The 24,578-nt window shown below is 67.2% G+C and carries 24 protein-coding genes, 1 tRNA gene and 1 pseudogene; 14 read left to right on the top strand and 12 right to left on the bottom strand.

What is annotated here, in order from left to right; translation table 11 throughout:
- Window positions 1-392: 392 nt before the first annotated feature.
- The 4 genes and pseudogenes from CHC08_RS53115 to CHC08_RS43190 form a co-directional block, all read left to right on the top strand.
- A pseudogene (locus CHC08_RS53115) lies at window positions 393-494 on the top strand (AAA family ATPase); the annotation flags it as partial.
- 30 nt (window positions 495-524) lie between these two features.
- A complete protein-coding gene (locus CHC08_RS43200; RefSeq protein ID WP_089213188.1) occupies window positions 525-974 on the top strand; it encodes a DUF1931 family protein in 450 nt (149 codons plus the stop codon).
- Window positions 975-1,178: 204 nt separating this feature from the next.
- Complete coding sequence (locus CHC08_RS43195) at window positions 1,179-2,330, top strand: glutathione-independent formaldehyde dehydrogenase (protein ID WP_089213187.1); 1,152 nt, start codon at window positions 1,179-1,181, stop codon at window positions 2,328-2,330.
- 124 nt (window positions 2,331-2,454) lie between these two features.
- On the top strand, window positions 2,455-2,925 hold the full coding sequence (locus tag CHC08_RS43190) for an ester cyclase (protein ID WP_089213200.1): 471 nt from the start codon (window positions 2,455-2,457) through the stop codon (window positions 2,923-2,925).
- A gap of 169 nt (window positions 2,926-3,094) precedes the next feature.
- Here CHC08_RS43190 and CHC08_RS43185 read toward each other — a convergent pair whose 3' ends face one another.
- The gene (locus tag CHC08_RS43185; protein WP_089213186.1) at window positions 3,095-3,391 is read right to left on the bottom strand and encodes a type II toxin-antitoxin system Phd/YefM family antitoxin; all 297 of its coding nucleotides are present in this window, start codon (window positions 3,389-3,391) and stop codon (window positions 3,095-3,097) included.
- A gap of 134 nt (window positions 3,392-3,525) precedes the next feature.
- Here CHC08_RS43185 and CHC08_RS43180 point away from each other — a divergent pair, with 134 nt between their 5' ends.
- A complete protein-coding gene (locus CHC08_RS43180) occupies window positions 3,526-4,803 on the top strand; it encodes an MFS transporter (RefSeq protein ID WP_179282548.1) in 1,278 nt (425 codons plus the stop codon).
- Window positions 4,804-4,987: 184 nt separating this feature from the next.
- On the opposite strand, the gene CHC08_RS43175 is transcribed toward CHC08_RS43180, so the two are convergent.
- Window positions 4,988-5,500, bottom strand: coding sequence for a hypothetical protein (locus CHC08_RS43175; RefSeq protein WP_143653606.1), 513 nt, complete (start codon window positions 5,498-5,500; stop codon window positions 4,988-4,990).
- A gap of 211 nt (window positions 5,501-5,711) precedes the next feature.
- Between CHC08_RS43175 and CHC08_RS43170 the strand changes: the two genes are divergently transcribed.
- Together CHC08_RS43170 and CHC08_RS43165 are read left to right on the top strand one after the other, a co-directional pair.
- Window positions 5,712-6,248, top strand: a complete 537-nt coding sequence (locus CHC08_RS43170) for a peptidylprolyl isomerase (RefSeq protein WP_089213183.1) — start codon at window positions 5,712-5,714, stop codon at window positions 6,246-6,248.
- Window positions 6,249-6,364: 116 nt separating this feature from the next.
- Window positions 6,365-7,243 carry a rhomboid family intramembrane serine protease gene (locus CHC08_RS43165; RefSeq protein WP_089213182.1) on the top strand — a complete coding sequence of 293 codons (879 nt, stop codon included), beginning with the start codon at window positions 6,365-6,367 and terminating at the stop codon, window positions 7,241-7,243.
- A gap of 47 nt (window positions 7,244-7,290) precedes the next feature.
- Here CHC08_RS43165 and CHC08_RS43160 read toward each other — a convergent pair whose 3' ends face one another.
- A complete protein-coding gene (locus tag CHC08_RS43160) occupies window positions 7,291-7,536 on the bottom strand; it encodes a cell division protein CrgA (protein ID WP_089213181.1) in 246 nt (81 codons plus the stop codon).
- Between the two features lie 212 nt (window positions 7,537-7,748).
- Between CHC08_RS43160 and CHC08_RS43155 the strand changes: the two genes are divergently transcribed.
- From CHC08_RS43155 to CHC08_RS43145, 3 genes are read left to right on the top strand one after another with little or no spacing between them, the layout of a single operon-like run.
- Window positions 7,749-8,363: a class E sortase gene (locus tag CHC08_RS43155; protein WP_089213180.1), complete on the top strand. Its 615-nt coding sequence runs from the start codon at window positions 7,749-7,751 to the stop codon at window positions 8,361-8,363.
- 22 nt (window positions 8,364-8,385) lie between these two features.
- Window positions 8,386-8,544, top strand: coding sequence for a hypothetical protein (locus CHC08_RS50245; RefSeq protein WP_089213179.1), 159 nt, complete (start codon window positions 8,386-8,388; stop codon window positions 8,542-8,544).
- A gap of 12 nt (window positions 8,545-8,556) precedes the next feature.
- Window positions 8,557-9,129 (top strand): anthranilate synthase component II, encoded by a 573-nt coding sequence (locus tag CHC08_RS43145; RefSeq protein ID WP_089213178.1) that lies wholly within the window; start codon window positions 8,557-8,559, stop codon window positions 9,127-9,129.
- A gap of 457 nt (window positions 9,130-9,586) precedes the next feature.
- On the opposite strand, the gene pknB is transcribed toward CHC08_RS43145, so the two are convergent.
- The 7 genes from pknB to CHC08_RS43110 all read right to left on the bottom strand — a co-directional run bounded on the left by pknB (window position 9,587) and on the right by CHC08_RS43110 (window position 18,278).
- Window positions 9,587-11,443, bottom strand: coding sequence for a Stk1 family PASTA domain-containing Ser/Thr kinase (pknB, locus tag CHC08_RS43140; protein ID WP_089213177.1), 1,857 nt, complete (start codon window positions 11,441-11,443; stop codon window positions 9,587-9,589).
- A gap of 82 nt (window positions 11,444-11,525) precedes the next feature.
- Window positions 11,526-12,926 carry a serine/threonine-protein kinase gene (locus CHC08_RS43135; RefSeq protein WP_089213176.1) on the bottom strand — a complete coding sequence of 467 codons (1,401 nt, stop codon included), beginning with the start codon at window positions 12,924-12,926 and terminating at the stop codon, window positions 11,526-11,528.
- Entirely contained in the window at window positions 12,923-14,380 is a 1,458-nt protein-coding gene (locus CHC08_RS43130) for a peptidoglycan D,D-transpeptidase FtsI family protein (protein ID WP_089213175.1), read from the bottom strand. Before CHC08_RS43130 ends, CHC08_RS43135 begins: the two co-directional genes overlap by 4 nt.
- Complete coding sequence (locus CHC08_RS43125; RefSeq protein WP_089213174.1) at window positions 14,377-15,753, bottom strand: FtsW/RodA/SpoVE family cell cycle protein; 1,377 nt, start codon at window positions 15,751-15,753, stop codon at window positions 14,377-14,379. The genes CHC08_RS43130 and CHC08_RS43125 overlap by 4 nt, the downstream gene beginning before the upstream one ends.
- Window positions 15,754-15,763: 10 nt before the next feature.
- Entirely contained in the window at window positions 15,764-17,053 is a 1,290-nt protein-coding gene (locus tag CHC08_RS43120) for a Stp1/IreP family PP2C-type Ser/Thr phosphatase (protein WP_089213173.1), read from the bottom strand.
- The gene (locus tag CHC08_RS43115) at window positions 17,050-17,520 is read right to left on the bottom strand and encodes an FHA domain-containing protein FhaB/FipA (protein ID WP_089213172.1); all 471 of its coding nucleotides are present in this window, start codon (window positions 17,518-17,520) and stop codon (window positions 17,050-17,052) included. Before CHC08_RS43115 ends, CHC08_RS43120 begins: the two co-directional genes overlap by 4 nt.
- A gap of 17 nt (window positions 17,521-17,537) precedes the next feature.
- Window positions 17,538-18,278 carry an FhaA domain-containing protein gene (locus CHC08_RS43110; protein WP_089213171.1) on the bottom strand — a complete coding sequence of 247 codons (741 nt, stop codon included), beginning with the start codon at window positions 18,276-18,278 and terminating at the stop codon, window positions 17,538-17,540.
- A gap of 237 nt (window positions 18,279-18,515) precedes the next feature.
- On the opposite strand from CHC08_RS43110, the gene CHC08_RS43105 reads away from it, so the two are divergent.
- Window positions 18,516-18,598 (top strand) — tRNA-Leu (locus CHC08_RS43105).
- A 352-nt stretch (window positions 18,599-18,950) separates the two neighbouring features.
- On the opposite strand, the gene CHC08_RS43100 is transcribed toward CHC08_RS43105, so the two are convergent.
- Window positions 18,951-19,985: a hemolysin family protein gene (locus CHC08_RS43100; RefSeq protein ID WP_089213170.1), complete on the bottom strand. Its 1,035-nt coding sequence runs from the start codon at window positions 19,983-19,985 to the stop codon at window positions 18,951-18,953.
- Window positions 19,982-21,436 carry a hemolysin family protein gene (locus CHC08_RS43095; protein ID WP_089213169.1) on the bottom strand — a complete coding sequence of 485 codons (1,455 nt, stop codon included), beginning with the start codon at window positions 21,434-21,436 and terminating at the stop codon, window positions 19,982-19,984. Before CHC08_RS43095 ends, CHC08_RS43100 begins: the two co-directional genes overlap by 4 nt.
- Before the next feature lie 416 nt (window positions 21,437-21,852).
- Here CHC08_RS43095 and CHC08_RS43090 point away from each other — a divergent pair, with 416 nt between their 5' ends.
- The 3 genes from CHC08_RS43090 to CHC08_RS43080 form a co-directional block, all read left to right on the top strand.
- Complete coding sequence (locus tag CHC08_RS43090) at window positions 21,853-23,016, top strand: LCP family protein (protein WP_245878926.1); 1,164 nt, start codon at window positions 21,853-21,855, stop codon at window positions 23,014-23,016.
- 244 nt (window positions 23,017-23,260) lie between these two features.
- Window positions 23,261-23,584, top strand: coding sequence for a rhodanese-like domain-containing protein (locus tag CHC08_RS43085; RefSeq protein ID WP_089213168.1), 324 nt, complete (start codon window positions 23,261-23,263; stop codon window positions 23,582-23,584).
- 779 nt (window positions 23,585-24,363) lie between these two features.
- Window positions 24,364-24,578: hypothetical protein (locus CHC08_RS43080; protein WP_218825765.1), on the top strand; the 215-nt coding region annotated here is incomplete at its 3' end.

The following is a 24,578-nucleotide window of genomic DNA, read 5'->3' as shown; positions in this document are numbered from 1 at the left end:
GCCTGGCCCGCCGCCCGCGCGCGGACAAGGACCGAGTCGGCCCTCGCCTACCGCCTCTGTTGTTTGATCCAAAAATGGATATCTGGGGGTTTCGGGGGAGCGATCCGAGCCCTTTGACTGGATCCGTAGGAGGCTGATCTTTGGGCTGTGGCTGATGGCGTGTGACCGAGGCTTCTCAGTAGCCGGAACAACTAACCACAAGGGGTTGATCCATGAGAACCCAAGACATCCACGAGAGCCACAAGACGGTATTGGCGACCTACGGCACCTACGAAGCGGCCCAGCACGCGGTGGACACACTCGCCCGGCACGACTTCCCCGTCGAAATCAACGAGCCGACCGCGGTCTCCCTGGCCTGCGGCCTGGACAAGAAGGGCAGCGAAACCATCCTCGTCTTCGACGACGGGCGGCTCACCGATGCCCAGGGCCGTACGGTCAACTTCCGCAACACCGTGATCATCATGACGTCCAACATCGGCTCGCAGGCTGGAGAGTGATTCCAGGCCGGAAGGAAGGAGACCCCCATGGTTCTCATGGCGGTGTCGAGATTCGAACGTTTCTTCCGCAGCGCCGCGGGTGTCGACGTCGACAAGGACGACCTCCGGCGCTACAGCGGCTTCGTGAACGACAAGGTCTACGACCTTCTGGTGATCGGCCAGGCCCACGCCAAGGCGAACCGTCGCGACATCATCGAACCCTGGGATCTACCCGTCACCAAGGGCCTCCAGGAGAGCATCCACCGGTTCCGCCTCCTCGATGAGGACATCGAGCTGAAACCCATCCTGGAGCAGCTCGCCATGCTGCCTCCGCTCGACCTGTCGGTCGGCGAGGAGACCGCCGGCCGCCTGCCCGAGATCGTCGGCGGCCTGTCAGTGGCACTGGCTCAGGCTTTCAAGATCGTGGATCCGGAGGTGAAGAACCCCGCGACCGAGCAGTGGGAACGCACGATACGTGTCTTCGACCTGCTGCTCTGAGGCGGCCGGAACGGCCTCGGCGATCAGCTCGGAACGGCCCGCCCCGGACACCCGGTGAATCCGGTGCCGAGCCCTCCCAGGGGCGCGGCCGCGGCGAGCAAGGAAGGAGGAACGAACCGTTGATGTGCTGTACGGCGTAGAACCTCTCGCCCCGTCGCTGACGGGTAAGGCGATCCTTCGCAATCAACCGCATGCGAGGAAATCATGAAAGCAATCGTGTACAACGGACCTCGACAGGTCAACGTCGAGGAAGTCCCGGACGCGCGCATAGAGCGGCCCACCGATGTCCTGGTTCGCATCACCACGACCAACATCTGCGGGTCGGACCTGCACATGTACGAAGGCCGGACCGACTTCGAGACGGGCCGCGTCCTCGGTCACGAGAACCTCGGCGAAGTGGTCGAGGTCGGACCGGCCGTCGACCGCGTCCGCGTCGGCGACGTGGTCTGCATCCCGTTCAACATCTCGTGCGGCTTCTGTGCGAACTGCGAAAAGGGCCTGACGGCCTACTGCCTCACCACCAATCCCGAGCCGGGCATGGCCGGGGCGGCCTACGGCTTCGCGGACATGGGGCCCTACAACGGCGGCCAGGCCGAGTTGTTGCGCGTGCCCTACGGCGACTTCAACTGCCTCGTCCTCCCCGACGACGCGAAGGAGAAGCAGAACGACTACGTGATGCTCGCCGACATCTGGCCGACCGGCTGGCACGCGACCCAACTCGCCCAGGTGGAGGCGGGCGACTCGGTCGTGATCTACGGAGCGGGGCCCGTCGGGCTGATGGCCGCCTACTCCGCCACGTTCAAGAGCGCGAGCAAGGTGATGGTCGTCGACCGCCACCCCGACCGGCTCGCCAAAGCCGAGGAGATCGGCGCGATCGCGATCGACGACTCCCGGACGTCACCGGTCGATCAGGTCATGGAGCTCACCGACGGCCTGGGCGCCGACCGGGGCTGCGAGTGCGTGGGCTACCAGGCCCACGACCCACAGGGACACGAGCACCCCAACATGACGCTCAACAACCTCGTCAAATCGGTCAAGTTCACCGGGACCATCGGCGTCGTCGGCGTCTTCGTCCCCTCAGACCCCGGCAGCCCGGACGATCTCTTCAAGCAGGGCGAGATCGCCTTCGACTACGGGATGTTCTGGTTCAAGGGCCAGAAGATCGGCAACGGCCAGTGCAACGTGAAGCACTACAACCGGCAGCTCCGCACGCTCATCCACGAAGGGAAGGCCCGGCCGTCCTGGGTCGTCTCGCACGAACTGAACCTGGACGACGCACCGGACGGTTACGAGCACTTCGACCGGAGGGATCTCGGCTGGACCAAGGTCGTCCTCCATCCCGGCGAGCTCAGCTGATACGCGGCGCCCGGACCACCGCCGCGAGTGCGCACGCCATCGTGCCGACCAGCCCCGGGCGAAGGCCGGCCGCCGTGATGGCGCGTCCATCGCCGGAAGGATCCCAATCGAAGGGATGATGACCATGGGCGACGCTCGTGCGCTCAAAGACAAGCTGCTCGAGGCCTTCAACGCCCACGATCTGGATCGTGTTCTTCAGTGCCACAGCCGGGACGGGGTCCTGGTGACCCCGGCGGGCACCGCGGAAGGACACGACCAGATCGCCTCGTTCTACGAGGAGGTCTTCAAAGGGTTTCCGGACCTGAGCATGACGGTCTGGCACACGGTGTTCTGCGCCGATCCCGCGGTGACCGAATGGATGCTCACCGGCACGCATAACGGGCCTGTCATGCTGCCCGGCGGGGGTGTGCTGGACGAAACCGGCCGTCCCGTCGCCGTTCGCGGCACCAGCACCTGCTCCGTCGGCAACGACAAGATCATCACTCATCGGATCTACTACGACCAGCTGGAGCTGTACAGTCAGCTTGGTGGCGAACTCGTCTTCGGCGATCGCTCATCATCCGCCGGCGAGGGACGGCCGTCGCCCGGCGACTGAGGATTCGATGTCGCCGCCGTTTGGCGTGGCTGTCGGGCGGCTCCGCGGGCATCCGCCGGTCACTCCGCTGACGGTGGTCCGCCGCCGTTGCGGGACTCCAACTGATCGGCAAGGAGCTCGGCTGCTCGACGCGTTGCTCCGATCACTGGGGACGGCGGAGCCTGCTCGATCAGGGAGCGGCGCCGCCGGGCGGGGCCTGCTCGGCCGCGATGTCGAACCGGCGAGGGTCCTGCCGAGAGGACGGCTCGGCAAGGTCGAATGACGTCTTTCCCAAGGACACGACCTGCGCCGGCTCTTCCTGGTCCGCCATCGCCTGAAGCCTCTCCAGGTCGGCGATGGACACCAGGGCGACCGCGGGCTTGCCGTGGCGGCTCAACACGATCCTCTCGCCGCCGTACGCCACCCGCCCCATCAACTCGGCCAGCTGGCTGCGCGCCACCGTGAAGGGCACTGTCTCCGCGCTCATAGCTGCACAGTACTGCAGTTCTGTACGTCTCTAAATTGTACAAAACTTAAATTCTGTACATAATGACCAAGCGGCCCCCAGCCCGATGGGACGGCCACGCTTGTTCGAGCTCGGCGACATCGGCGGAGGGCATCATGACCAGCACGGGTCAGATCGATGAGAACGAGTCCGGGATGGCCTCGGAGCCCTTACGACGCAATCGGGACTTCGTCCTGCTGTGGAGCGCCAACTTCACCTCCACCCTGGGCGCGCAGGTCTCGTCTCTCGCCTACCCCCTCATAGCCCTGGACCTGACGGGGTCGGCCGTACAGGCGGGACTGATCGGGTCGGCGAGCATCGTCACGCACATCGTGTTCAGACTGCCCGCCGGAGCCTTGGTGGACAGATGGAACCGGCGCCGGACCATGCTCACCTGCGACCTGGTGCGGGCCGGCATGCTCCTCGCCATCATCGCCACTCTGATCTCGGGGCTGCTCACCTTCTGGATGCTGCTGGGCGCGGCGGTGATCAACGGCGCCTGCGCGGTCTTCTTCCACCCGGCGGAGATATCCGCGCTGCGGCGCATCGTGCCGACCGATCGCCTACCGCAGGCCTTCGCGCAGAACGAGGCGCGCGACCACGCGGCAACGATCGCGGGGCCTTCCCTGGGTGGTCTGCTCTACGGTCTCGGGCAGGTGGTTCCGTTCGTGGGCCAGCTCCTGGCCTATGTCTTCTCCTTCCTCGCGATACTGATGATCCGGACTCCGATGGACGTCCGGCTCCGGGAAGGACGGGGGGAAGAGCGCAGGAGCCTGTTCCAGGACATCGTCGAGGGGCTTCGATGGACCTGGGGCCAGCGGATGCTGCGCGTGATGCTCCTGGCCGCGGCGGGCATCAGCCTCGTGTTCTCCGCCCTCACCTTCGGCGTGATCGTCATCGCCAAGCAGGGCGGAGCCACATCAGCCGAGGTGGGCCTGATGCTGGGCATCGCCGGCGTGGGCGGCCTGCTGGGCGCGCTGATCGCTCCCCGTCTCATGCGCTTCAGCCCGGCGTTTGTCATCCTCGCGGTGTTCTGGATCAGCGCGGCGCTGATCCCTCTCATGGCGATCAGCCCCACGATCTCCGTCATCGGTCCCACGCTGGCCGCCATGCTTTTCCTGATGCCGACGGCGAACACCATCCTCGGCGCCTACCAGGTCGCCGTCACGCCTGATCATCTCCAGGGCCGGGTGATCAGCAGCCTCGCGCTCATCGGAAGCGTGGCCACCCCCGTAGGTCCTGTGGCGGCGGGATTGATCATTGAGCGGTGGGGTGCGACGGAGGCCCTGCTCACGATCGGCCTCGTCATGCTGATCGTGGCCGCGGGCACCACGGCGAGCCGCACCATCAGGCACCTGCCCTCCCTGGCCGACGCGGCACACTCGGCCACGTAACCACCCAGGGCGCGGTCTCCCGCTCTCTCCGGTCAGGGGCGGGCTGGGGGTCCCCTCGCCCTCCGGCCGACGGGGTCTCCCGGGACCGTCCGTGGCGTACGGGCGCCGTCACCCGGAGGCCGGAAGTGTCATTCACGAAGGTACGGCCCACACCATCGATGGTGTGGGCCGTACCTTCGTGAAATCAGGACATTTTCTTGGAGATCTGGTCTGCCTTCGAGTCGGCCTTTCCGCCGAACTCGTCGACCTTCGACGCGGCGTCATGTGTCGCGCCGGAGACCCTGTCAGCCGTCGTCTCCGTCTTCTGCCCGACCCAGTGCGATGCGTCGGACGCGCTGTCCTTCATCGAGTCCGCCCACTGGTCGGCATTCTTGCGGTACATCGCATAGCCGACGGCTCCGACCGCGAGGCCCATGAACAACAGGAGCACCGGTGCCCTGTTGCGGGTTTTGACGGCGGGAGCGGGATCGATCCTGGCGGCCGCCTGGGACATCATCGCGCTGATCTTCGGCGCGATCTCCTCCGCGATGGAGTGAGCGGCAGCGTCAAGCTTGGGTGCTGCCCACCCTCGTGCAACGACGATCTTCTCATTGGCGGTGTCACGGGCTTGTGTGGCCATTGGGCCAACCCGATCCGCGGTTCGGACGGCCTGCGCCTTCACCTGGCGCAGCCGCGTTTCCGGAATAACGATCTTCATGTTGCGCTTTCCGAATAGTACTAGAGGCACGACAACCTCCCCAGATCTGTTGGGGCCCCGTCGCCACCCCTTCCCGCTCGAAGGCGGCTCAATCATGACGAGCCGTGGGAGGATGCTTGATGGATCGGCTACGGCCGTATACGTCAGAACATCACAGAAGCACCGCTATACGCAGGCTTTGCCTAACTGACCTGAAGGGGGCAGTCCGATCGTGGCTGAGAAGTTGATTGCGAATCTGAAGACCAACCGCGGCACCGTGAGGGTCCAGCTCTTCCCGGACCACGCGCCCAAGACCGTGAGTAACTTCGTCGAACTGGCCGAAGGCACCCGTGAGTGGACGCACCCGGAGACCGGCGAGAAGACCACTGACAAGCTCTACGACGGCACGGTCTTCCACCGGGTCATCGAGAACTTCATGATCCAGGGTGGGGACCCGCTGGGCCAGGGCGTCGGCGGCCCCGGTTACAAGTTCGACGACGAGATCCACCCGGATCTCTACTTCAACCGTCCGTACCTGCTCGCCATGGCCAACGCCGGCATCCAGTTCGGCCGCGGCACCAACGGCTCGCAGTTCTTCGTGACCGTGGTGCCCACGCCGCACCTCAACGGCAAGCACACCATCTTCGGTGAGGTGGTCGAGGGCCAGGACGTCATCGACGCCATCGTCAAGACCGAAACCGACGCCCGGGACCGCCCGAAGAACGACGTGATCCTGGAGTCGGTCACCATCGAGCGCGTCCAGAGCTGATCATTCGCCCGGCGGCCTCCCTCGGGAGGCCGCCGTTCGCGTGCGCGGATGCTCGGGATCATGAATAGGCTGGCAGTCTGTGGATAACACCACCCTCGAAGGGCCAGCCACGCGTCATGACCACCCAGCCACCCAGCGAGCCCGAAACCGCGGCCGTTCCCACCTGCTACCGGCACCCCGGACGCGAAACCTACGTGCGCTGCCAGCGCTGCAACCGTCCCATCTGCCCTGACTGCATGCGCGACGCCTCCGTGGGCTTCCAGTGCCCCGAATGCGTCGCCGAGGGCAACAAGACGGTACGGCAGGCGCAGGCGACCTTCGGCGGCCGGGCGGTCACCGTCCCCCGGGTCACCTGGACGCTGATAGTCATCAACGTCCTGGCCTACCTCGCGGAGATCGTGAACCCCACGTGGGTGATCAACACCTTCGCGATGAGCGCCGCCCACGTCGCCTACAACGACGAATGGTGGCGCCTGATCACCGGTGCCTTCCTGCACCAGTCGCCGAGCGGCGGCTCCTTCGCCCTGACCCACATCCTGTTCAACATGTGGGCGCTCTACGCCATCGGCCCGGAGCTGGAACGACGCCTCGGTCACGCGCGGTTCCTGACCCTCTACATGCTCTCCGCGCTCGGCGGATCCGTCGCGATCTACCTGTTCGGGAATGTCGCGGTGGGCGCCTCGGGTGCGATCTTCGGCATGTTCGGCGCGCTGTTCGTGCTCGCCAGGAAGCTCGGCTTCGACGTCCGCGGCGTGCTCTGGCTGATCGGCATCAACGTGGTGCTCACCGTCGTGGTCCCCAACATCAGCTGGCAGGGCCACCTCGGCGGCCTGATCACCGGCGGCCTGGTTGCGACGATCTTCGCCTTCGCCCCGTCCAAGAACCGCAACGCGGTCCAGTGGGGAGGCTGCGTCGCGCTCGCCGTGGTGCTGGTCGCGCTGGTCATGCTGCTGCCACCGTTCGCCGTCCAGGCCGAACTCGGCCTCTTCGGCTGATCCACACCCTGGAATCCCCAGGGTGTGGATAAACGCTGTGGAAAAAACTAACGCCAGCGCGTGGACAACACCACACCGAAGATGATGAAAACGAACCCGATCAGCAGGTTCCAGTTCTGGAGGGTGCCCAGAAGGGGTGCGTTGGGCGCCACGTAGTAGATGGCGATCCACAGGATCCCGATGATCCAGGAGGCCACCATGACCGGCGCCAACCAGCGCGGGCTCATCTTGACCTGCTGGGACGTCTGCGGCGGAGTGTAAACCGCCTTCTTACGAGTGTTGGGCTTGGGCACTGGGGTTTCTTCTCCTGCGTCAACCCTGCGCGATCCGGATCATGCGCAGGCCATGTCGGCTAGCGTAATCGCTGGTGAGCGATGACCTGATTAAGAATAGTCGGGTCATGTAGGCCGTGGCGATTCCGCGGGGAACCATTACGGGGCAAACCTTGGTTCAACGGCGTGATTCGCGTCCGTCCGGCCCGTCCGGCCGTCACTAGCCTGACCTCATGAGAGCCACACTGAGAGCTCTGGGGGAGCTGAGCATCACGACGGGTCTGGTCCTGCTGCTCTTCTGTGCCTACCTCCTCTGGGGCACCGGCTCCTACACCGTGGAGCAGCAGACCCTGCTGCAGAGGCAGCTCTCCGAGGAGAAGGGGCCCCGGCTGCTCGGCAAGGTCCGGCTGGGCGGAGCGGTGGCGATGCTCAGAATCCCCCGGTTCGGTGCCGACTACCGGTACGCCGTGGTGGAGGGCATCGACCGGGATCGGCTGCGGATGGGACCGGGCCACTACCCCGGGACCGCAATGCCAGGAGAAGTCGGAAATTTCGTGCTTTCGGGGCATCGAACTACCTACGCCGCGCCCTTCAACCGCATCGACGAGCTCCGCCGGGGCGACGACATCGTGGTCGAGGCTCGCGAGGCTCGCTACACCTATCGCGTCACCCGCACCCGCATCGTCGAGCCCACCGAGGTGGACGTCATCGCCCCGGTCCCCGACCAGCCGGGACGCGAGCCGTCCAAGGCACTGATCACACTGTCCACCTGCCATCCGGAATACTCCGCGGCCCAGCGGCTCATCGTCTTCGGGGAACTGGACAGACGCGAGGACCGCCGGACCTAAGGACAAGCAGACAAGGAGTCTCATGTACGGCTGGATCTGGCGGCTGCTCCCCGGTAATCTCGCGGCCCGGACGTTCGTCACGGTGGTGCTGGCCGGGCTGGCGGTGGCCGTACTCTGGTACGCGGTGTTCCCCTGGCTTGAACCCCGCATCCCGCTCGACCAGACCGTCCTGAACCGATGAACCCGTGAACCGATGACTCGAGTCCTTGTCGTGGACAACCACGACAGCTTCGTCCACACGATCGTCCAGTATCTTCGCGAGCTCGGCGCGACCTGCGACGTACGCCCGCGTGACCGGGTCGTGGTCGAGGACGCGGACGGCTTCGACGGGGTTCTGATCAGCCCCGGCCCGGGCACGCCCGAGGACGCGGGGGTGAGCGTCCCGCTTGTTGGTTACTGCGAGGCCCGCGACCTCCCCCTGCTCGGCGTCTGCCTGGGCCACCAGGCCATCGCGATCGCCCACGGCGCGACCGTGGCACGGGCTCCCGAGCTGGTGCACGGCCGTACCAGCGCGATCGCGCACGACGGACGCGGCGTCTTCGCCGGGCTGCCGTCTCCGGCGACCATGACGCGCTACCACTCGCTGGCGGTCCTGCCCGAGACCGTCCCGGAGACCCTTGAGGTCACCGCGACCACCGTCGATGGAGTGATCATGGGCCTGCGCCATCGCACCGCACCCGTCGAGGGCGTGCAGTTCCACCCCGAATCGGTGATCTCCGAGCACGGTCACCGGCTCCTCGGAAACTGGCTTGCCGGAATCGTGTAACGCCGGCCCCAGCCTGAACGATTAACCAGTGAGCCCTTCCGCCATCGCCCCCGAGTGACGGAAGGGCTCGTCCCTTTTCTCGGGAAGAACTCTCCGGCGAGTTCCAGAGAAAAACCCCGCGACTTCGCAGGGGTCTCTGCTTTCCAGGGGGTTCCCACGGGGCCGAACCCAGCCCGTCTCCGGTCACGGCACCGGGCCCCGGTCCTCGGGGCACGACGCCGAACTCAGCCCCCGTCTCCGGGCCCGGTCCCTGCCTCCAGCCACGGGCCGAACCCGGTCCCCGCTTTCGGCTGTGCGCCGAACCCGGTCCCTGCCTCCGGTCGCGGCGCCGGACCCTGTCCTCACCTCCGGCTACATGCCGAACTCGCTCCCTGTCTCCGGTCACAAGCCGAGCCCGGCCCCGTCTCCAACGACGGGGCCGGGCTCGGCTTTTCTGCCTTCGGTTACGAGGGTGAGATCAGCCCCCGTCTCCGGGCGGCGGGTCGAAGATCTGGCCGTCGTCGGGCTGGGTGGGATCCGGTTCCGTGGGCTGGTCGTCGAAGGTCGGCTCGTCGCTCGGGAGGGTCGGCTGCTCCGTCGGCACGGGGGGCGCACCGCTCGACACGATCAGCGTGACCGTGATCCCCGGCTGGTACTTACTGCCCGCCTCGGGAGACTGGCTCAGCACGGTGCCCTCCGGCAGATCGCTCTCCTGCTCAGCGACCTTGGCCTTGAAGCCGGCCTCCTTGAGCGTCTGCTTCGCGTCGTTGACCGTGATGTTGACGACGTTCGGAACCTCCACGGACTCCATGGGCACGTAGATCCGGACCGAGCTGCCCTTGCTGACGCTCTTGCCCGCGACGGGTGAGGTCTCGAAGACGATGCCCTGCTTGCGGCTGGAGGCCTTGGTCTGCAGGCTGACATTGAAGCCCTTGTCCTCGAGCGCGGCGGTGGCCTCCTCCGTGGTCATGTTGACCACGTTGGGCACCTCGACCTTCTCCAGGCCCTTGGAGACCTTGAGAATGACCTCGCTGTCCTTCTCGACCTCGGTGTCGGCCGCAGGGTCGGTCTCGATCACCGTGCCCTTCTCCAGCTCCTCGTCGAACGCCGTGACCACCTTGACCTTCAGGCCGAGACCAATCAGCGTGGCGGTCGCCGCCTTCTCGGTCTGGGAGCTCAGCAGCGGGATCTTCACCTTGCCGCTCACGACGGGGTCGCCGGGGGAGCTCAGGAACAGGTAGCCCACGCCGATGAAGGCGCCGACGACCAGCAGCGGGATCAGGATCCACGCGGCGGTCTTGACCGCCGCGTTGCCGCTCTGCTGCTGCCGCCGCCGGCCGCCCCCGCCACGCCCGCCTTCCTCCGTGCCGTATTCGTACGCCGGGACGGCGGTGGTGCGCTGGGTGCCCGGGCCGCCGGCCCCGGGCTGCGGCTGCATGGTCCGCGTGGCCGAGCCGTAGTTGTTGGCCAGCGCCATGGTCTGGGCGTCCATCGGGATGCCGGACATGGCCCGCTGGATGTCGGCCCGCATCTCCCCGGCGTTCTGGTAGCGGTGCGCCGGATCCTTGGCCATCGCCTTGAGCACGATGGCGTCGGCCCACTTGGGGATGTCGGGGTCGATCTGCGACGGCGGGATCGGCTCCTCGCGCACGTGCTGGTAGGCGATCGCGACGGGGGAGTCGCCGGTGAACGGCGGCTGCCCGGTCAGCAGCTCGTACAGCACGCAGCCGGTGGAGTAGATGTCGCTGCGGGCGTCCACCCGCTCGCCCCTGGCCTGCTCGGGCGAGAGGTACTGGGCGGTGCCGATCACCTGGGCGGTCTGCGTCATGGTCGCGGCCGAGTCGGCCATCGCGCGGGCGATGCCGAAGTCCATGACCTTGACGTCGCCATTACGGGTGATCATGACGTTCGCCGGCTTGATGTCCCGGTGGACGATGCCGCCGCGGTGGCTGTAGTCCAGCGCTCGCAGGATCCCGTCGACCAGCTCGGACGCGCGCTCCGGCAGCAGGCGCCGATCGGCCCGCAGCAGGTCGCGCAGCGTGCGACCGTCGACGTACTCCATCACGATGTACGGCACGGGCGCGCCCTCGGACGTGTCTTCGCCCGTGTCGTAGACCGCCACGATGGACGGGTGGTTCAGCGACGCGGCGGATTGCGCCTCCCGGCGGAACCGGGCCTGGAAGATGTGATCTCTCGCCAGGTCCGCGCGGAGGGTCTTGATGGCGACGATCCGATCCAGCCGGATGTCTCGGGCGCGATAGACCTCGGCCATGCCGCCACGCCCGACGACGCCGTCAAGCTCGTAGCGATCGCCGAGGCGTCGGGGCTGAGTCATTTCCTGCACTGTCCCTTACCGTTCATCTTGGGTGCCGGCGGGCTTTTGGGCCACCGGTGTCCATCATCGACCCGTTGCCGTCTCACGTCTCCCCATTCGACGGGGCTGTGTCGCCGGGGCCGGGAGTGGTGCTTGGTGTGGGGCTCGGTGTCGCCGTCGGGGTGGTGGGCGTTGGGGTCGAAATAGTCGGGCTGGGGCTGGGCGGTGGCGACTTCGTCGGCCGGATGGTAGGCGTGGCCGATGTGCTTACCGTAGCCGACGGCGTGACCGATGGGCGGTGCGACTTCGTCGGTGTGACCGGCGGTCTACTCGTCGCGGGCTTGGTTCTGGTCGGCCGGACCGTCGGATGCTTGGTGATCGGGCTCGACCTGATCACCGGTTCTTCCGGCTTGTTTCCGCTCGGCCTGTCCGTCAGATCATGGACCACCAGCGCGCCCAGCCCGACGGCCGCGGCACATCCCGCGACCGCGGCGGCGATCACCGTCGTCCTGCGCAGACCACGCCGCCCCGTGGAGGTCCGTACGGTGCCCGCCGAACCCCAGCCCGGACCCGGGCCCCGATCCGGGGGCGGGGACAGGATCGGTGCGATCTCCTCCGGCCACTCGGTCGCCGGTTCGGCTCGCCATCCCGCCGGATCGGTGAGCATGCTCAGGCCCGTGGCGCCCCCGGTGGCGAGTGCCTCAAGCAGCAGGTTTGCCCGGTCGGACAGCTCTCTGGCACTGGCCGGACGCCGCTCGGGGTCCTTGGAAAGACACGCCATGATCAGACTGCGCACTCCGGCCGGAATGGCTTCCGGCAGCGGCGGCGGAGGCTCGCTGAGATGCATGAGCGCGATCGCCACCTGCGTCTCGGCGACGAAGGGTGGACGTCCCGCCAGGCACTCGTAGGCCACCACGCCGAGCGAGTAGATGTCCGTGGCGGGGGTCAGCGGGAGCCCGGAGGCCTGCTCGGGGCTGACGTACTGGGCGGTGCCGAGCAGGATGCCCGTCTGGGTCACCGGTGCGGCCTGCAGAACCCTGGCGATGCCGAAATCTGTGATCTTGATCACGCCGGCCTCGGTGACCAGAATGTTGCCCGGCTTGATGTCCCGGTGGATGATTCCCGAGCTGTGCGCGGCCTGCAGTCCCTTGGCCGTCTGCTGGACCACGTCGAGGGTGACCTCGACGCTCAGGCTGCCGTCGCGGACCAGGATGCCCGCCAGCGACTCACCGGGAACGAGCTCCATCACCAGATAGGCGATGCCGTCGGCCTCGCCGTAGTCGTAGACCTGGGCGATGCCGGGGTCGGCCAGCCCCGCCGCGATCCGGGCCTCGGAGCGGAACCGTTCGCGGAAGGCCGGATCCGCCGCCATGTGCTGCCGGAGCAGCTTCACGGCCACCTCGCGGCCGAGCAGCTCGTCCTCGGCCCGCCATACCTCGCCCATGCCGCCCGTCGCGATGCGACCCAGGGGGCGGTATCGGCCCCCGAGCAAGCCGGCGGTCATTTACCCAGCACCGCTTCAATCACGCTCTTGGCGATGGGAGCGGCGGTGTGGCCACCGGAGGCCTCGCCTCCGGCGCTCCCGGACTCGACGATCAGAGCAAGGGCGATCTTGGGGTCTTCGGCGGGGGCGAACGAGATGAACCACGCGTGCGGGTCACTGCCCTGGGAGGTCTCGGCGGTGCCGGTCTTGCCGGCGACGGTCACCCCCGGGACCTGCGCGGCGCTCGCGGTGCCCTTGGCGACGACGTTGACCATCATCTCCGTGAGCTTGCGCGCGCTGTCCTCGCTGATCGCGGTGGACAGCTCCTCGGGATCGGCGCTCTGGACCTCGCCGCCCTCCGAGTCCGCGATCTTGTTCACCAGGTACGGCTTCATGACCACGCCCTTGTTGGCGATGCCCGCGGCGACCATGGCCATCTGCAGGGGGGTCATCTGGTTGCTGCGCTGGCCGATCGAGGCCTGGGCGAGCGCGGCCTGGTCCTCGCGGGGACCGATCGAGCTGGGCGAGACCGGCATCGGGATCGCCACCGGGTCACCGCCGATGCCGTACTTCCTGGCCTGCTCCTGGATGGCGTCGTAGCCGAGATCCATGCCCATCTTGGCGAACGGCGTGTTGCAGGACTGCTCCAGCGCGAACGACAGCGTCACGCGTCCGGAACCGCACGCCGCGCCGCCGAAGTTGGGCAGGTCGGCGGTGGTGTTGGGCAGGTCGAGCACCGTCGGAGCGTCCACCTGGGTCTCCGGGCCGGCGGTGTCGTCGCTCTCCAGAAGCGCGGACAGGGTCACCACCTTGAACGTGGAGCCCGGCGGGTAGGTGCGCTCGATGGCCCGGTTCAGCAGCGGCTGGTCCTTGTCGGTCTCCAGCTTCTTGGAGGCGGCGTTGACCGACTTCTTGTCCGGCTTGGACAGCAGGTTGGGGTCGTAGGTGGGGATCGAGACCATGGCGAGGATCGCCCCGGTCTTCGGCTCGATCGCGACCAGCGCGCCCTTCTTGCCACTCTCGCCCAGCGCCTTGTAGGCCGCCTCCTGCGCCTTGGGGTTGATCGTCAGGTCGACGTCGGCGCCCTTGGACTGCTTGGCGGTGAACAGGTCGAGGCTGCGCCGGATCAGCAGGTCGGCGCTCGTCCCGTTGAGCAGGGTGTTCTCCGCCAGCTCCATGTCGCGCTCGCTCTCCGGCGCGAAGAAGCCGGTGACGGGCGCGAAGACCTTGCCCCCGGGATAGCGTCGCTCGAACCGGAAGTCGTTGGTGCCGGTGTCGACGGACTCGGCGAGGACCTTGTCGCCCGCGGTGATCCGGCCGCGCTGGATGTCGTAGCGGTCGTAGAAGTTGCGGACGTTGCGCGGATTGTCGCTCAGACCGTCCGCCCGTACGGCCTGCAGATAGTTCACGTTGATCATCAGCAGGCCGAACATGAGCAGGCAGGCCAGGGCGGCACGCTTGAGGGGGCCGTTCATCGCTGGAACACCTGCGTCATTCCTTCGTCCTGGATGGCTTGGGGTGGCGGCTTCCTTGCCGCATCCGACATGCGTACCAGTAACGCGATAAGGATCCAGTTAGCCAGCAGAGCCGAACCGCCCTGGGACATGAAGGGCGTGACCAGGCCGGTCAGCGGGATCAGGTTGGTCACGCCGCCGACGATGATGAAGACCTGCCAGGCCAGGATGAACGACAGGCCGCCCGCCAGCAGCTTGGAGAACGGGTCGCGGGCCGCGATCGCGGTGCGCAGGCCGCGCTGTACCAGCAGGGCGTAGATCATCAGCAGGGCCATCAGCCCGGTCAGGCCGAGCTCCTCGCCGGTGGCGGGGAAGATGAAGTCGGAGAAGGCCAGCGGGATCAGCTCTGGGTGGCCCTGGCCGAGTCCGGTGCCGAGGATTCCGCCGTTGGCCATGCTGAACAGGCCCTGCATGAGCTGGGCGCTGCCGCCGATCTTGTCGAAGAGCGCCGGATCCTCGGGGTTGAGGTAGACGGTGAAACGGTCCTGCACGTGGCTGAAGAGCAGCCCGGCCATGATCGCGCCGCCGACGAAGAGCAGGATGCCGATCAGCACCCAGGAGGTGCGCTGCGTGGCGATGTAGAGCATCGCGATGAACGTGCCGAAGATCAGCAGCGAGGAGCCGAGGTCCTTCTGCATGATCAGCACGCCGAGGCCCAGGCCCCAGGTGATGAGGACCGGGCCGAGGTCGCGGGCGCGGGGCAGGTCGATGAAGAACAGCTGCCGTCCGGCCAGGGCCAGCACGTCACGCTTGGCGACCAGATAACCGGCGAAGAAGAGGACCAGGGAAAGCTTGGCGAACTCGGCGGGCTGGAGGTTGAAGCCGGCGATGCTGATCCAGATGCGGGCGCCGTTGATGTCCTTGCCGATGAACGGCAGCAGCGGTGCGATCAGCAGACCCAGGCCGATCGCGCCGGCGGTGTAGGTCAGACGCTGCAGCGCGCGGTGGTCGCGCAGCACGATCAGCGTCACGGAGAACATGACGACCCCGACGGCGGTCCACAGGAGCTGGGTGCTGGCCGACGCGAGGGGCATCTTGCCCGCCTCAAGCCGGTAGATCATCACCAGCCCGAGGCCGTTGACCAGCGTCACCAGTGGCAGGATCAGCGGATCCGCCCAGGGGGCGAACTTGGCCAGCACCAGATAGGCGGCCAGCACGAGCCCGCCCAGGCCCAGACCGTAGGTGAGCATTCCCGCAGGGATCTGCTTGTCGATCGCGAGCCCCACGTTGGCGTAGGCGATCATCACGATCACGACCGCGAAGGCGAGCATCGCCAACTGGGCCACCCGCCGTTTGGCGGGCAGGGGGACGGGCTCGACGCTTGGGGTGCTCATGTGTTACCGGCTACCTTGAGGGTTTTGGGGTCGGGGTGGCGCTCGGCGAGACGCTCGGTTGAGAGGTCGGCTCGTCCTTCCCGTCGGGGCTGGTCGACGTCTTGAGTTCTTCGATCTTCTTCAGGCCCGCGTCGACGCTGGGAACGGAGATGCCGTCGCGGATCTTGCCCTGCTCGTAGGCGCCGAGGGTCGAGATCGACTCGGCGGTGCTCTTGGCGACGTGAAAGAGGTCGACGGGGCCGACGCTGGTCGGCAGGCCCTGAAAAACCACGATCTCGTTACCCCGAGCCCCTACGAAGTATTGGCCGTCGAGCCATTGATTCCCGAAATACCAGCCGAAGCCGCCGCCGATGACGACGACGCCTCCCACGACGACCATAAGCGGCCACAGTCGACGACGTTTGGCCGGCCGCCCTGTGGCCCTGGCGACCGGCTCCTCGAGATCGTCATCCGTGATGACCGGCTGGGGCATCGTGACCGCGCCGGCATGTCCCGCCGGCGCGTCCGATGCCGGTGACCGCAGGGTCGACCCGGCCGCACCGACCACGGCGGCCTCGGCGAGCGGGGCGAGTGCCTCGTCCACCTCCAGGACGTCGGCGAGAACGCAGGTGATGTTGTCGGGACCGCCACCGCGGTTGGCCAGGTCGATGAGCGTGCGGACCACGGTGTCGGGGTCCTCGATCGTGGAGAGCGTGTGATGCATCGTCTCCGCGGTCACCACCCCGGACAGTCCGTCGGAGCAGAGCAGGTAGCGGTCGCCGACCTGGGCCTCGCGCAGTGACAGGTCGGGGTCGACCTCGCCGCTGCCGTCGAGCGCCCGCAGCAGGATGGAGCGCTGCGGGTGGGTGGCGGCCTCCTCCTGGGTGATCCGGCCGTCGTCCACCAGGGACTGCACGAGCGTGTGATCGTGGGTGATCTGGTAGAGCTCCCCCGCCCGCAGAAGATAGGCGCGTGAGTCGCCGACGTGGACCAGGGCGACCCTGGTGCCGGACCAGAGCATGGCGGTCAGGGTGGTGCCCATGCCCTTGAGGCTTGAATCCCGGGCCACCATCTCGTGCAGCCTGCGATTGGCGTCGCGTACAGCCGCCTCGATGGCGCTGAGCAGGTCACCCCCCTGGGTGTCCTCGTCGAGGGAGGACATCGCGGCGATGGCGACCGAGCTGGCCACCTCACCGTGTGCGTGGCCGCCCATACCGTCCGCGACGGCGAGCAGGCGGCCGCTGGCGTAGGCCGAGTCCTCGTTGCCTTCGCGGAGGAGGCCGACGTCGGAGCGGGCGGCGTAACGGAGTGCGATGGTCATTTGCGCAATTCGATGACGGTCTTGCCAATGCGGATCGGAACACCGAGCGGCACCGGAGTCGGACGGGTGACTTTAGAGCGGTCGAGGTACGTTCCGTTGGTCGAACCGAGATCTTCCACGATCCACTGACCGTCCTGGGGGAAGAGCCGGGCATGCCGGCTGGAGGCGTAGTCGTCGCTGACTACCAGCGTGGCGTCGGTTGCTCGGCCGATGGTGATTGGCGTCTCCGAGAGGGTAATGGTGGTGCCTTGCAGGGGGCCACCGGTGACGACCATTTGCCGTGGTTCCCCCTTCTTGGATTTGACCGCGGCGGGCTTTGCGGGTTTGGGGACCTTGCGCGCGGTGACAGCGGCGGCCGTGCGTGATCCGAACAAGTCTGTCCGGATCACACCGACCGCGGCAATCACGAAGAACCACAGCACCGCGAGGAACGCGAGCCGGATCAGCAGCAGCGTGAGCTCGGACATGGACCGTCTGTTTACCTTTAATCGCGCCGGAAAACCAGAGTCGTCCGCCCCAGGGTCACGCGAGTGCCGTTCTGGAGCTCGACCCGGCGAACCGGCTGGCCGTTGACGAAGGTGCCGTTCGTGGAGCCGAGGTCGACGAGTGCGACCTGGGGACCCTCCACGCGCAGCTCGGCGTGGTGCCGGGACACACCCGGGTCGACCAGCCGTAGATCACAGTCGGTGCCCCTGCCGAGCAGCGTCACCGGTGTTGTCAGATCGTAGGACCGTTGTCCCTGCGGGTCGTCCTGGGTGGAGACCAGCAGGCGGGGGTGGCCCTCGAAGGGATTCAGTTTGGGCGCGGGAACGTCGCTCACGGGCTGGCGGATCTCGTCCTGCTCGACCGTCGCGCCGCGGATCACTCCTGAGCGGATGCGGAACAGGCCGACCGCGAGATCACCGGCGGTCTCGAAGCGGACCCGGACAGGTCCCACGAATGAGTAACCCTGCTCCTTGGCGTACTCCCTGGCGAGGTTCGCGAGCTCGTGGCCGATGCTGTCGGCATAGACCTCGAGGCGTTCGCTGTCGGTCGTGGACAGTTCCACCACGAAGTCGTTCGGCACGAGCGTGCGCCCCTGCGCGACGATCGCCGCCCGTTCGTCCATCTCCCGTTGGACCGCGCTGGCGACCTCTACCGGCTGAAGGTCAGATTTGAACGCCCGCGCAAAGGCCCCTTCAACCAAGCCTTCGAGCCTTCGCTCGAAACGCTGAAGGACTCCCACCGGGTACCTCCCTTCCTCCGTCTATCTGGTCGCGGTCGCTCGGGAACTCGTCGGCTCGGTCGTCGCCTCTCCGCACCCGGTTCCTCCGCCCGCTTACATGATCGCGGTCGCTCGGGCGCTCGTTGGCTCGTTCCTCGCTCTCCTGCACCCGGCCCCTCCGCTTCGCATCTAGGAGGATCGTATCCGGGTTCATGGGTACCGGCCGATTCGTGCTAATGTTTCGACCGCACCCAACAAGGGCGGGTGGCGGAACGGCAGACGCGCACGGTTCAGGTCCGTGTGTCCGAAAGGACGTGAGGGTTCAAATCCCTCCTCGCCCACTTAAGGCAATCACGCAAGGCCCCGATCGCGCGGACAGCGCGTCGGGGCTTTGTTCGTTTCTCGGGAGCTGCGCGTTCATCGGGGCCGTCCGTGGAGTTTCGAGTCGGGTGAGCCGGTCAAGCGATCATCGATCAAAGTAGCCGTTCGCTCCGTTATAGAGAAGACCCAGCCGTTACGCACGGTCCTTTTACCTTTTGGGCCGACTGTGGGGTGCGCCCCCGTTTCTAACCAGCACCGCTTGCCGATCACTTTCGGATCACTTGCAACCTCCGCGTCGAGGGCCGATCCGATTACGCTGACAGAGAAAACGGGCCGGGGAGAGGTTTCTCCCCGGCCCGTCTGTCCTGTTCGCTAGCGCGTGACGAGAGCCCGGACGTCCAGAAGCTCGCCCAGAAGGTCGGTGAGGCTCACCATCCCGATGACCTCGCCGCCCGCGTCGGTGACGATGCCCACGTGGGCGTGGGCGTCCTGGAGCGTGGAGACCGCCTCGGGGATCGTCGTGGTCTTCTGCAGCCGGGGCGCCGGCCGGGCGAGCTCGGAGGGGCTCGCCTCGGGCCGGATCAGGATGTCCCTGACGTGCAGCACGCCCAGGACGTCGCTCGGCCTGCCTGAGTTGACCAGCAGCCGCAGGTGCCCGCTGTCCGCGGCGATCCTGCGCATCTCGGATCCCGTGGCGTCCCCGGTCACGCAGGTGACCCGCGCGATGGGCAGCATCAGCCGCTCGACCGGCTGCTGGTGAACCCGCAGGGCCCTGGTGAGCAGGTCGTGCTCGTTGCGGTCGAGCAGGCCCATCCGGCCCGACTCACCGACCAGCATGGCCAGCTGAACCGGGGTCCTGGTGGTGGCCAGTTCGTCCTTCGTGTGCACGCCGAACAGCCTGAGCATCGCGTTGGTCAGGCCGTTGAGCGAGGCGAGGACCGGCCGCACCACCCAGGTGAAGCCCCGGAACGGCAGGGCCAATCCCATCGCCGCCGTCTCAGGGTGGGTCAGCGCCCACGACTTGGGCGCCATCTCGCCGACCACCATGTGGAGGAAGGTGATCAGCGCCAGCGCGATCACGAGCGAGACGGGCACCCGCAGCGAGCCGGGCAGGCCGACCGCCGCGAAGACCGGTTCGAGCAGGTGCTCGATGGCCGGCTCGGTCACCATGCCCAGGCCGAGCGAGCACAGGGTGATGCCGAGCTGTGCCCCGGCGAGCATCAGGGGAAGCTCCCTGCTCCCGCGTACGGCGGTGCGAGCGGCGATCCGGGTCAACCGGCCGCCCTTGCCCGCGAGCTCCTCCAGGCGGTGCCTGCGAGCCGAGATCACCGCGAACTCGGCGGCGACGAAGAAGGCGTTGCCGATCAGCAGGACCACGCCGAGCAGCAGGGCCGCGGTGGCGCTCATCGTTTCTCCACCGCGCTTCGCTCGATCATGGGTGTGCCGGGGCCACGCTCGATCATCCGCGGCGCGGTCATCGCCGGTTCGTTCTCTTTCTCGTCTGTGGGCACGGCTTCCCCGGGGGCGACGGGCGCGAGCCGTACCCACTCGGGAACCCTGCGATGCACCGACAGCACGGTGAGCACCGCGTCGGCCTCGTCCGCGCCGTCGTTTTCCAAGGGGTCGTTCTCCATGGTCAGGGTGACGGTGACCTGGTCGCCGGGTTCGGCCATCCGCCCGAGGGCGGCGAGCACGAGGCCGGCGATGGTGTCGTAGTCGTCGCTCTCGGGGAGCGACAGCTTGGTGGCCCGCTCGACCTCGTCGAGTCGCAGCGTGCCCGGGAGGTCCCAGGTGCCGTCGTCGCCCGCGACGACCCCCGCGGGCTCCGGGTCGTTCTCGTCCATGAGCTCGCCCACGAGCTCCTCGGCGAGGTCCTCGATGGTGACCACACCGGCCAGACCGCCGTACTCGTCGATGACGCAGGCCATGTCGTCGCCGGCGGAGCGCATGCGCTCCAGCACGGCCGGCAGTGGCAGGGAGGTCGGAACCAGGAGCGCGGGGCGGGTGATCTTCTCCAGCGAGCCGTCGGACAGGCCGGAGCGCAGCAGCTCCCGCACACCGGTGACGCCGACCACGTCGTCGCCGTTCTCGTTGCAGAGCACCGGGTAACGGGAGTGACCGTGCTCGCGGACCGCGTCGAGCAGGTCGGAGATCGGGCGCTCGTCCCTGAGCAGCACCACGCGGGGCCGCGGCACCATGACGTCCTCGGCGGTGCGGTCACCGAACTCCAGCGCGCGCTCCAGCAGCTCCGACAGCCCCGGCGGGAGGTCGCCGGCCATGGCCGACTCGGAGATGATCCGGGACAGCTCCTCGGGGCTGGCGCCGTGCTCGATCTCCTCGACGGGCTCCACGCCCACCAGGCGCAGCAGGCCGGTGGCGGCGGAGTCGAACAGCCGGATGATCGGCCCGGCGATCTTGAGATAGACGAGGGTCGAGCCGGAGAGGAACTTGGCCACCGGTTCGGGACGGGCGATGCCCAAGTTTTTGGGGGCCAGCTCGCCGAGCACCATCTGGACGACCGTGGCGATCGCCACGGCCAGGGCCACGGCGATGCCCGGTACGGCGCCCTCGGGCACGCCCGCCGCCTGTAGCCACGGGCGGATCACCGTGGCGATGGCGGGTTCGGAGATGAAGCCGACCAGCAGGGCGGTGACGGTGATGCCGAGTTGCGCGCCCGACAGCATGAACGACAGGCGTCCGGTCACCTCCAGCGCCCGCTTGGCGGCGGCGTCACCGGCGTCGGCCTGTTCGCGCAGCACGCCGCGGTCGGCGGCCACGAAGGCGAACTCCTGGGCGACGAAATAACCGGTGGCCAGGGTGAGAAGTAGTACGGCCAGCAGGCCAAGAGCCGTGTTCACCGGGTTGCTCTCCCGGTTGAATCAGCGATTCCCGTGCATTCGCACGGGCAGGTACTCCACGGGTCCGAAGTGGACACGATCATCCTTTCGAGCAGCAGTCGTCTCTACCGTAACGATCCAGATGGGGGTCGATGTTTCCGGATCGGCCGACGATCGCATTGCCGGTGGCTAAGTACCCTTCTGTGTACTTTTACGCAGGAGAACCTTTAAGACCTATCTGCGCACACGGGAGCGACGACGTAGCGTCGATAATGACGTTCTCACCCTGAGATCGAGAAGTGGCGGAACACGACGTGGCTGACTGGCCGGAAGACGACGATCGCACCCGTAAGCTGCGGTCGCCCATGCCCGCGCCCATGCCGCCGCGAGCGGCTGGGCAGCCGGCCTACCCGGTGCCCGGCGCACCCGCGGAGCCCGTGAGGGAAGCGCCGGCGGACGACGCGTGCCCTCGGGGATCCTCGCGGGTGTACGGCAAGGCCAGGTCGGGCTCGACCCCCGTCAGGCCCCTGTCGTCGTCCGCGGAGGCGCCCACCACCGCCTTCCAGGGCGGCCCCTCGGCCGTCTCCGGCGGGGGCTCCGGCGGGAAGGGCGGACCCCGGACCCCGAGCCGCTCCTGGCGGCCCAAGCGTCCCGGCAGGCTGGCCGTGCGGATTCTCGTCGGTCTGCTCGTGGTGCTGCTGGTGCTGGCCATCGGCGGATATTTCGTGATCAGTTCGAGATTGGACAAGGTCGCCGCTCTCGAAGACTACGAAGGCCGTCCCGCCGCCACCGCCGGCACCAACTGGCTGCTGGTCGGCTCCGACAGCCGCGAGGGCCTGACCAAGGCCCAGCGCAAGAAGCTCGCCACCGGCGCGGCCGTCGGCCGCCGGACCGACACGATGATGCTGCTGCACATCCCGGACGGCGACGGCCGCCCGACCCTGGTCAGCCTTCCGCGTGACTCCTACGTGCCGATCGACGGCCACGGCAGCGACAAGCTCAACGCCGCCTACGCCTTCCCCGACGGCGGTCCCAAGCTGCTCGCCAGGACCGTGGAGAAGGTCACCGGGCTGAGGCTGGACCACTACATGGAGATCGGCTTCGGCGGCTTCGTGGGCATCGTCGACGCCATCGGCGGAGTCGAGATCAACGTCCCGCAGGCCATCAAGGACCGCAAGGCCGGGATCAACCTGAAGAAGGGACTGCAGGTGATGGACGGCGGAACGGCCCTCGGATACGTCCGCACCCGCGCCACCGGCGCCATCCCCGACTTCGACCGGACCCAGCGCCAGCGCCAGTTCTTCTCCGCGGTGGTGAAGCAGGCCGCGAGCCCGGGGGTCCTGATCAACCCCTTCACCTCCATCCCGCTCGCGCTGAGCGCCGCCGACTCCGTGGGCGTCGGCGAGGAGAGCGGCGTCTTCAACCTGCTCTCCCTCGCTCTCGCCATGGGCGGCAACCCGGTCACCACGGTCGTCCCCATCGGCTCGCTGCCCACCATCAACGGCCAGGCCGTCGTCAAGTGGGACCAGACCAAGGCTCTTCGCATGTTCAAGGCACTGGCCGAGGACAAGCCCGTTCCCAAGGACGTCCTCCCGAAGTGATCCCGTGTCTCCCGCGTGAACACCGGGGACGCCTCCCGCCGCACCAAGCGCGGGCCCTTTTCCCGGCGTGAAACCGGGGAAAGGGCCCGCGTCTCCGCGGCGGTCGTGGCGTCCGGCAGACGCGGAGGCCGCCGGCCGTCGGATTCACGGCGGGACGATCCGGCGAAGGCGGTGCGCGGGTGAGACGGAGGGCCTCTGAGCGGCTTTGGGCCACATTCGGTGAAGGACTTGGGACAATGGGTTCATGAGTGTTCCTGAAATCGAAGTGCAGGCCGTGCCGGATGATGCGTTCCTGCTCGACGTACGCGAGACCGACGAGTGGCGAGCGGGCCACGCGCCCACGGCCGTCCACATCCCGCTGGGCGAGCTGCAGGCCCGGGCCGAAGAGGTGCCCAAGGACGCGCCCGTGTACGTGATCTGCCGCCTCGGCGGTCGTTCCGCGAGCGCCGCCGCCTGGCTGAACCATGTCGGCTGGGATGCGATCAACGTCGGTGGCGGCATGCAGTCCTGGGACCTCGCAGGCCGTCCCATGATCGGCGAGAACGGTGGAGACCCGTTCGTGGCCTGAGGGCCGGCAAGAACGCCGGGGCCGTCCTTCATCCCCCGGATCCCGGGCCGATCCGCCCCGGCCGGTGTCGAGCACACCGGGAGGTGTCATCCGGGGCGTGAGCGGCCCTCGCGGTACCGGTCGCCGGTGGATCCCGTGATCAGTCTCCAGAAGTCCCTCCAGGTCTGGAGAGAGAAGACCTCCAGACCTGGAGGAGCGGTTTCGACGGCGGTCACCGCATGACCGGGACGGGGGTGGCAGAAGCCGCGCCTCGCCCGAGGTTCCGTCCCCTTAGGTCCCGCGCGCTTGCGACACCGGCCGCGATGGGCTCGCTCAATACAGATGGGCTCGCTCAATACAGAAGTCCCTGAAATAGTTCTGATATCTCATTTTTCTTCATTCCGTCATGTTTCACGGAATCATTGTTGCTTGATCCGCAAGATGATCGTTTCATGGCATGAGAATTCGGCCCCACCCCGGATATTCGAGGCGCCAGCCGACATTCATGCCCTTTTGGCGCTCATTCGTGAAGAGTGTGGAAGTTGTTGTAAACTATCCTCACCTTCCCGTGATCATGGCCCTGAGCTGCAAATATGTGCTCTCCTGGCGAACTTTCGCCGCGGATGAACCCCCTTGGCTTCCCTGGGGGCGGGTCGACATCAATGCATTTGAGCATAAATATTAGGTGGACTTAATAAATTATCTTCAATTCATTTCTTTACTCGGGTTTTCAATGGCAATGGGCGGAGAACAATCCGTCCGGGCATCCAAAGATGCCGCTGTCATTGAAAGGGGCTCTTATGCTTCATCTTCGGAATGTTGCCGTCAGTACCGCTGCGGTCGCCGCTTTCGGCCTGGCCGTGCTCGGCACTCCTGCGACCTCCAGCGCCGCCACGCCGGACCCCGCTCCCGCCGTCTCCAGCGATGCCATGATGGATCCCGCTCCCGCGGTCTCCAACGCCGCCATGATGGATCCCGCTCCCAGCGAGGCCAAGGAGGACTCCGCTCCTGCGGT

Origin of the sequence: Streptosporangium subroseum (genome assembly GCF_900188345.1) — a bacterium.
Lineage (GTDB): Bacteria > Actinomycetota > Actinomycetes > Streptosporangiales > Streptosporangiaceae > Streptosporangium > Streptosporangium subroseum.
The sequence above is the reverse complement of the archived record's forward strand: the minus strand, read 5'-3'. Positions and strand labels throughout refer to the sequence as shown.

Excerpts from the sequence above, each read along its gene's own strand:
- CHC08_RS43175 (WP_143653606.1), bottom strand. The coding sequence starts at position 5,500 with ATGAAGATCGTTATTCCGGAAACGCGGCTGCGCCAGGTGAAGGCGCAG.
- CHC08_RS43120 (WP_089213173.1), bottom strand. The coding sequence starts at position 17,053 with ATGACCATCGCACTCCGTTACGCCGCCCGCTCCGACGTCGGCCTCCTC.
- CHC08_RS50245 (WP_089213179.1), top strand. The coding sequence starts at position 8,386 with ATGTACGGCTGGATCTGGCGGCTGCTCCCCGGTAATCTCGCGGCCCGG.
- pknB (WP_089213177.1), bottom strand. The coding sequence starts at position 11,443 with ATGACTCAGCCCCGACGCCTCGGCGATCGCTACGAGCTTGACGGCGTC.
- CHC08_RS43125 (WP_089213174.1), bottom strand. The coding sequence starts at position 15,753 with ATGAGCACCCCAAGCGTCGAGCCCGTCCCCCTGCCCGCCAAACGGCGG.
- CHC08_RS43200 (WP_089213188.1), top strand. The coding sequence starts at position 525 with ATGGTTCTCATGGCGGTGTCGAGATTCGAACGTTTCTTCCGCAGCGCC.
- CHC08_RS43165 (WP_089213182.1), top strand. The coding sequence starts at position 6,365 with ATGACCACCCAGCCACCCAGCGAGCCCGAAACCGCGGCCGTTCCCACC.
- CHC08_RS43190 (WP_089213200.1), top strand. The coding sequence starts at position 2,455 with ATGGGCGACGCTCGTGCGCTCAAAGACAAGCTGCTCGAGGCCTTCAAC.
- CHC08_RS43100 (WP_089213170.1), bottom strand. The coding sequence starts at position 19,985 with ATGAGCGCCACCGCGGCCCTGCTGCTCGGCGTGGTCCTGCTGATCGGC.
- CHC08_RS43180 (WP_179282548.1), top strand. The coding sequence starts at position 3,526 with ATGACCAGCACGGGTCAGATCGATGAGAACGAGTCCGGGATGGCCTCG.
- CHC08_RS43155 (WP_089213180.1), top strand. The coding sequence starts at position 7,749 with ATGAGAGCCACACTGAGAGCTCTGGGGGAGCTGAGCATCACGACGGGT.
- CHC08_RS43085 (WP_089213168.1), top strand. The coding sequence starts at position 23,261 with ATGAGTGTTCCTGAAATCGAAGTGCAGGCCGTGCCGGATGATGCGTTC.
- CHC08_RS43115 (WP_089213172.1), bottom strand. The coding sequence starts at position 17,520 with ATGTCCGAGCTCACGCTGCTGCTGATCCGGCTCGCGTTCCTCGCGGTG.
- CHC08_RS43145 (WP_089213178.1), top strand. The coding sequence starts at position 8,557 with ATGACTCGAGTCCTTGTCGTGGACAACCACGACAGCTTCGTCCACACG.
- CHC08_RS43185 (WP_089213186.1), bottom strand. The coding sequence starts at position 3,391 with ATGAGCGCGGAGACAGTGCCCTTCACGGTGGCGCGCAGCCAGCTGGCC.
- CHC08_RS43130 (WP_089213175.1), bottom strand. The coding sequence starts at position 14,380 with ATGAACGGCCCCCTCAAGCGTGCCGCCCTGGCCTGCCTGCTCATGTTC.
- CHC08_RS43195 (WP_089213187.1), top strand. The coding sequence starts at position 1,179 with ATGAAAGCAATCGTGTACAACGGACCTCGACAGGTCAACGTCGAGGAA.
- CHC08_RS43135 (WP_089213176.1), bottom strand. The coding sequence starts at position 12,926 with ATGACCGCCGGCTTGCTCGGGGGCCGATACCGCCCCCTGGGTCGCATC.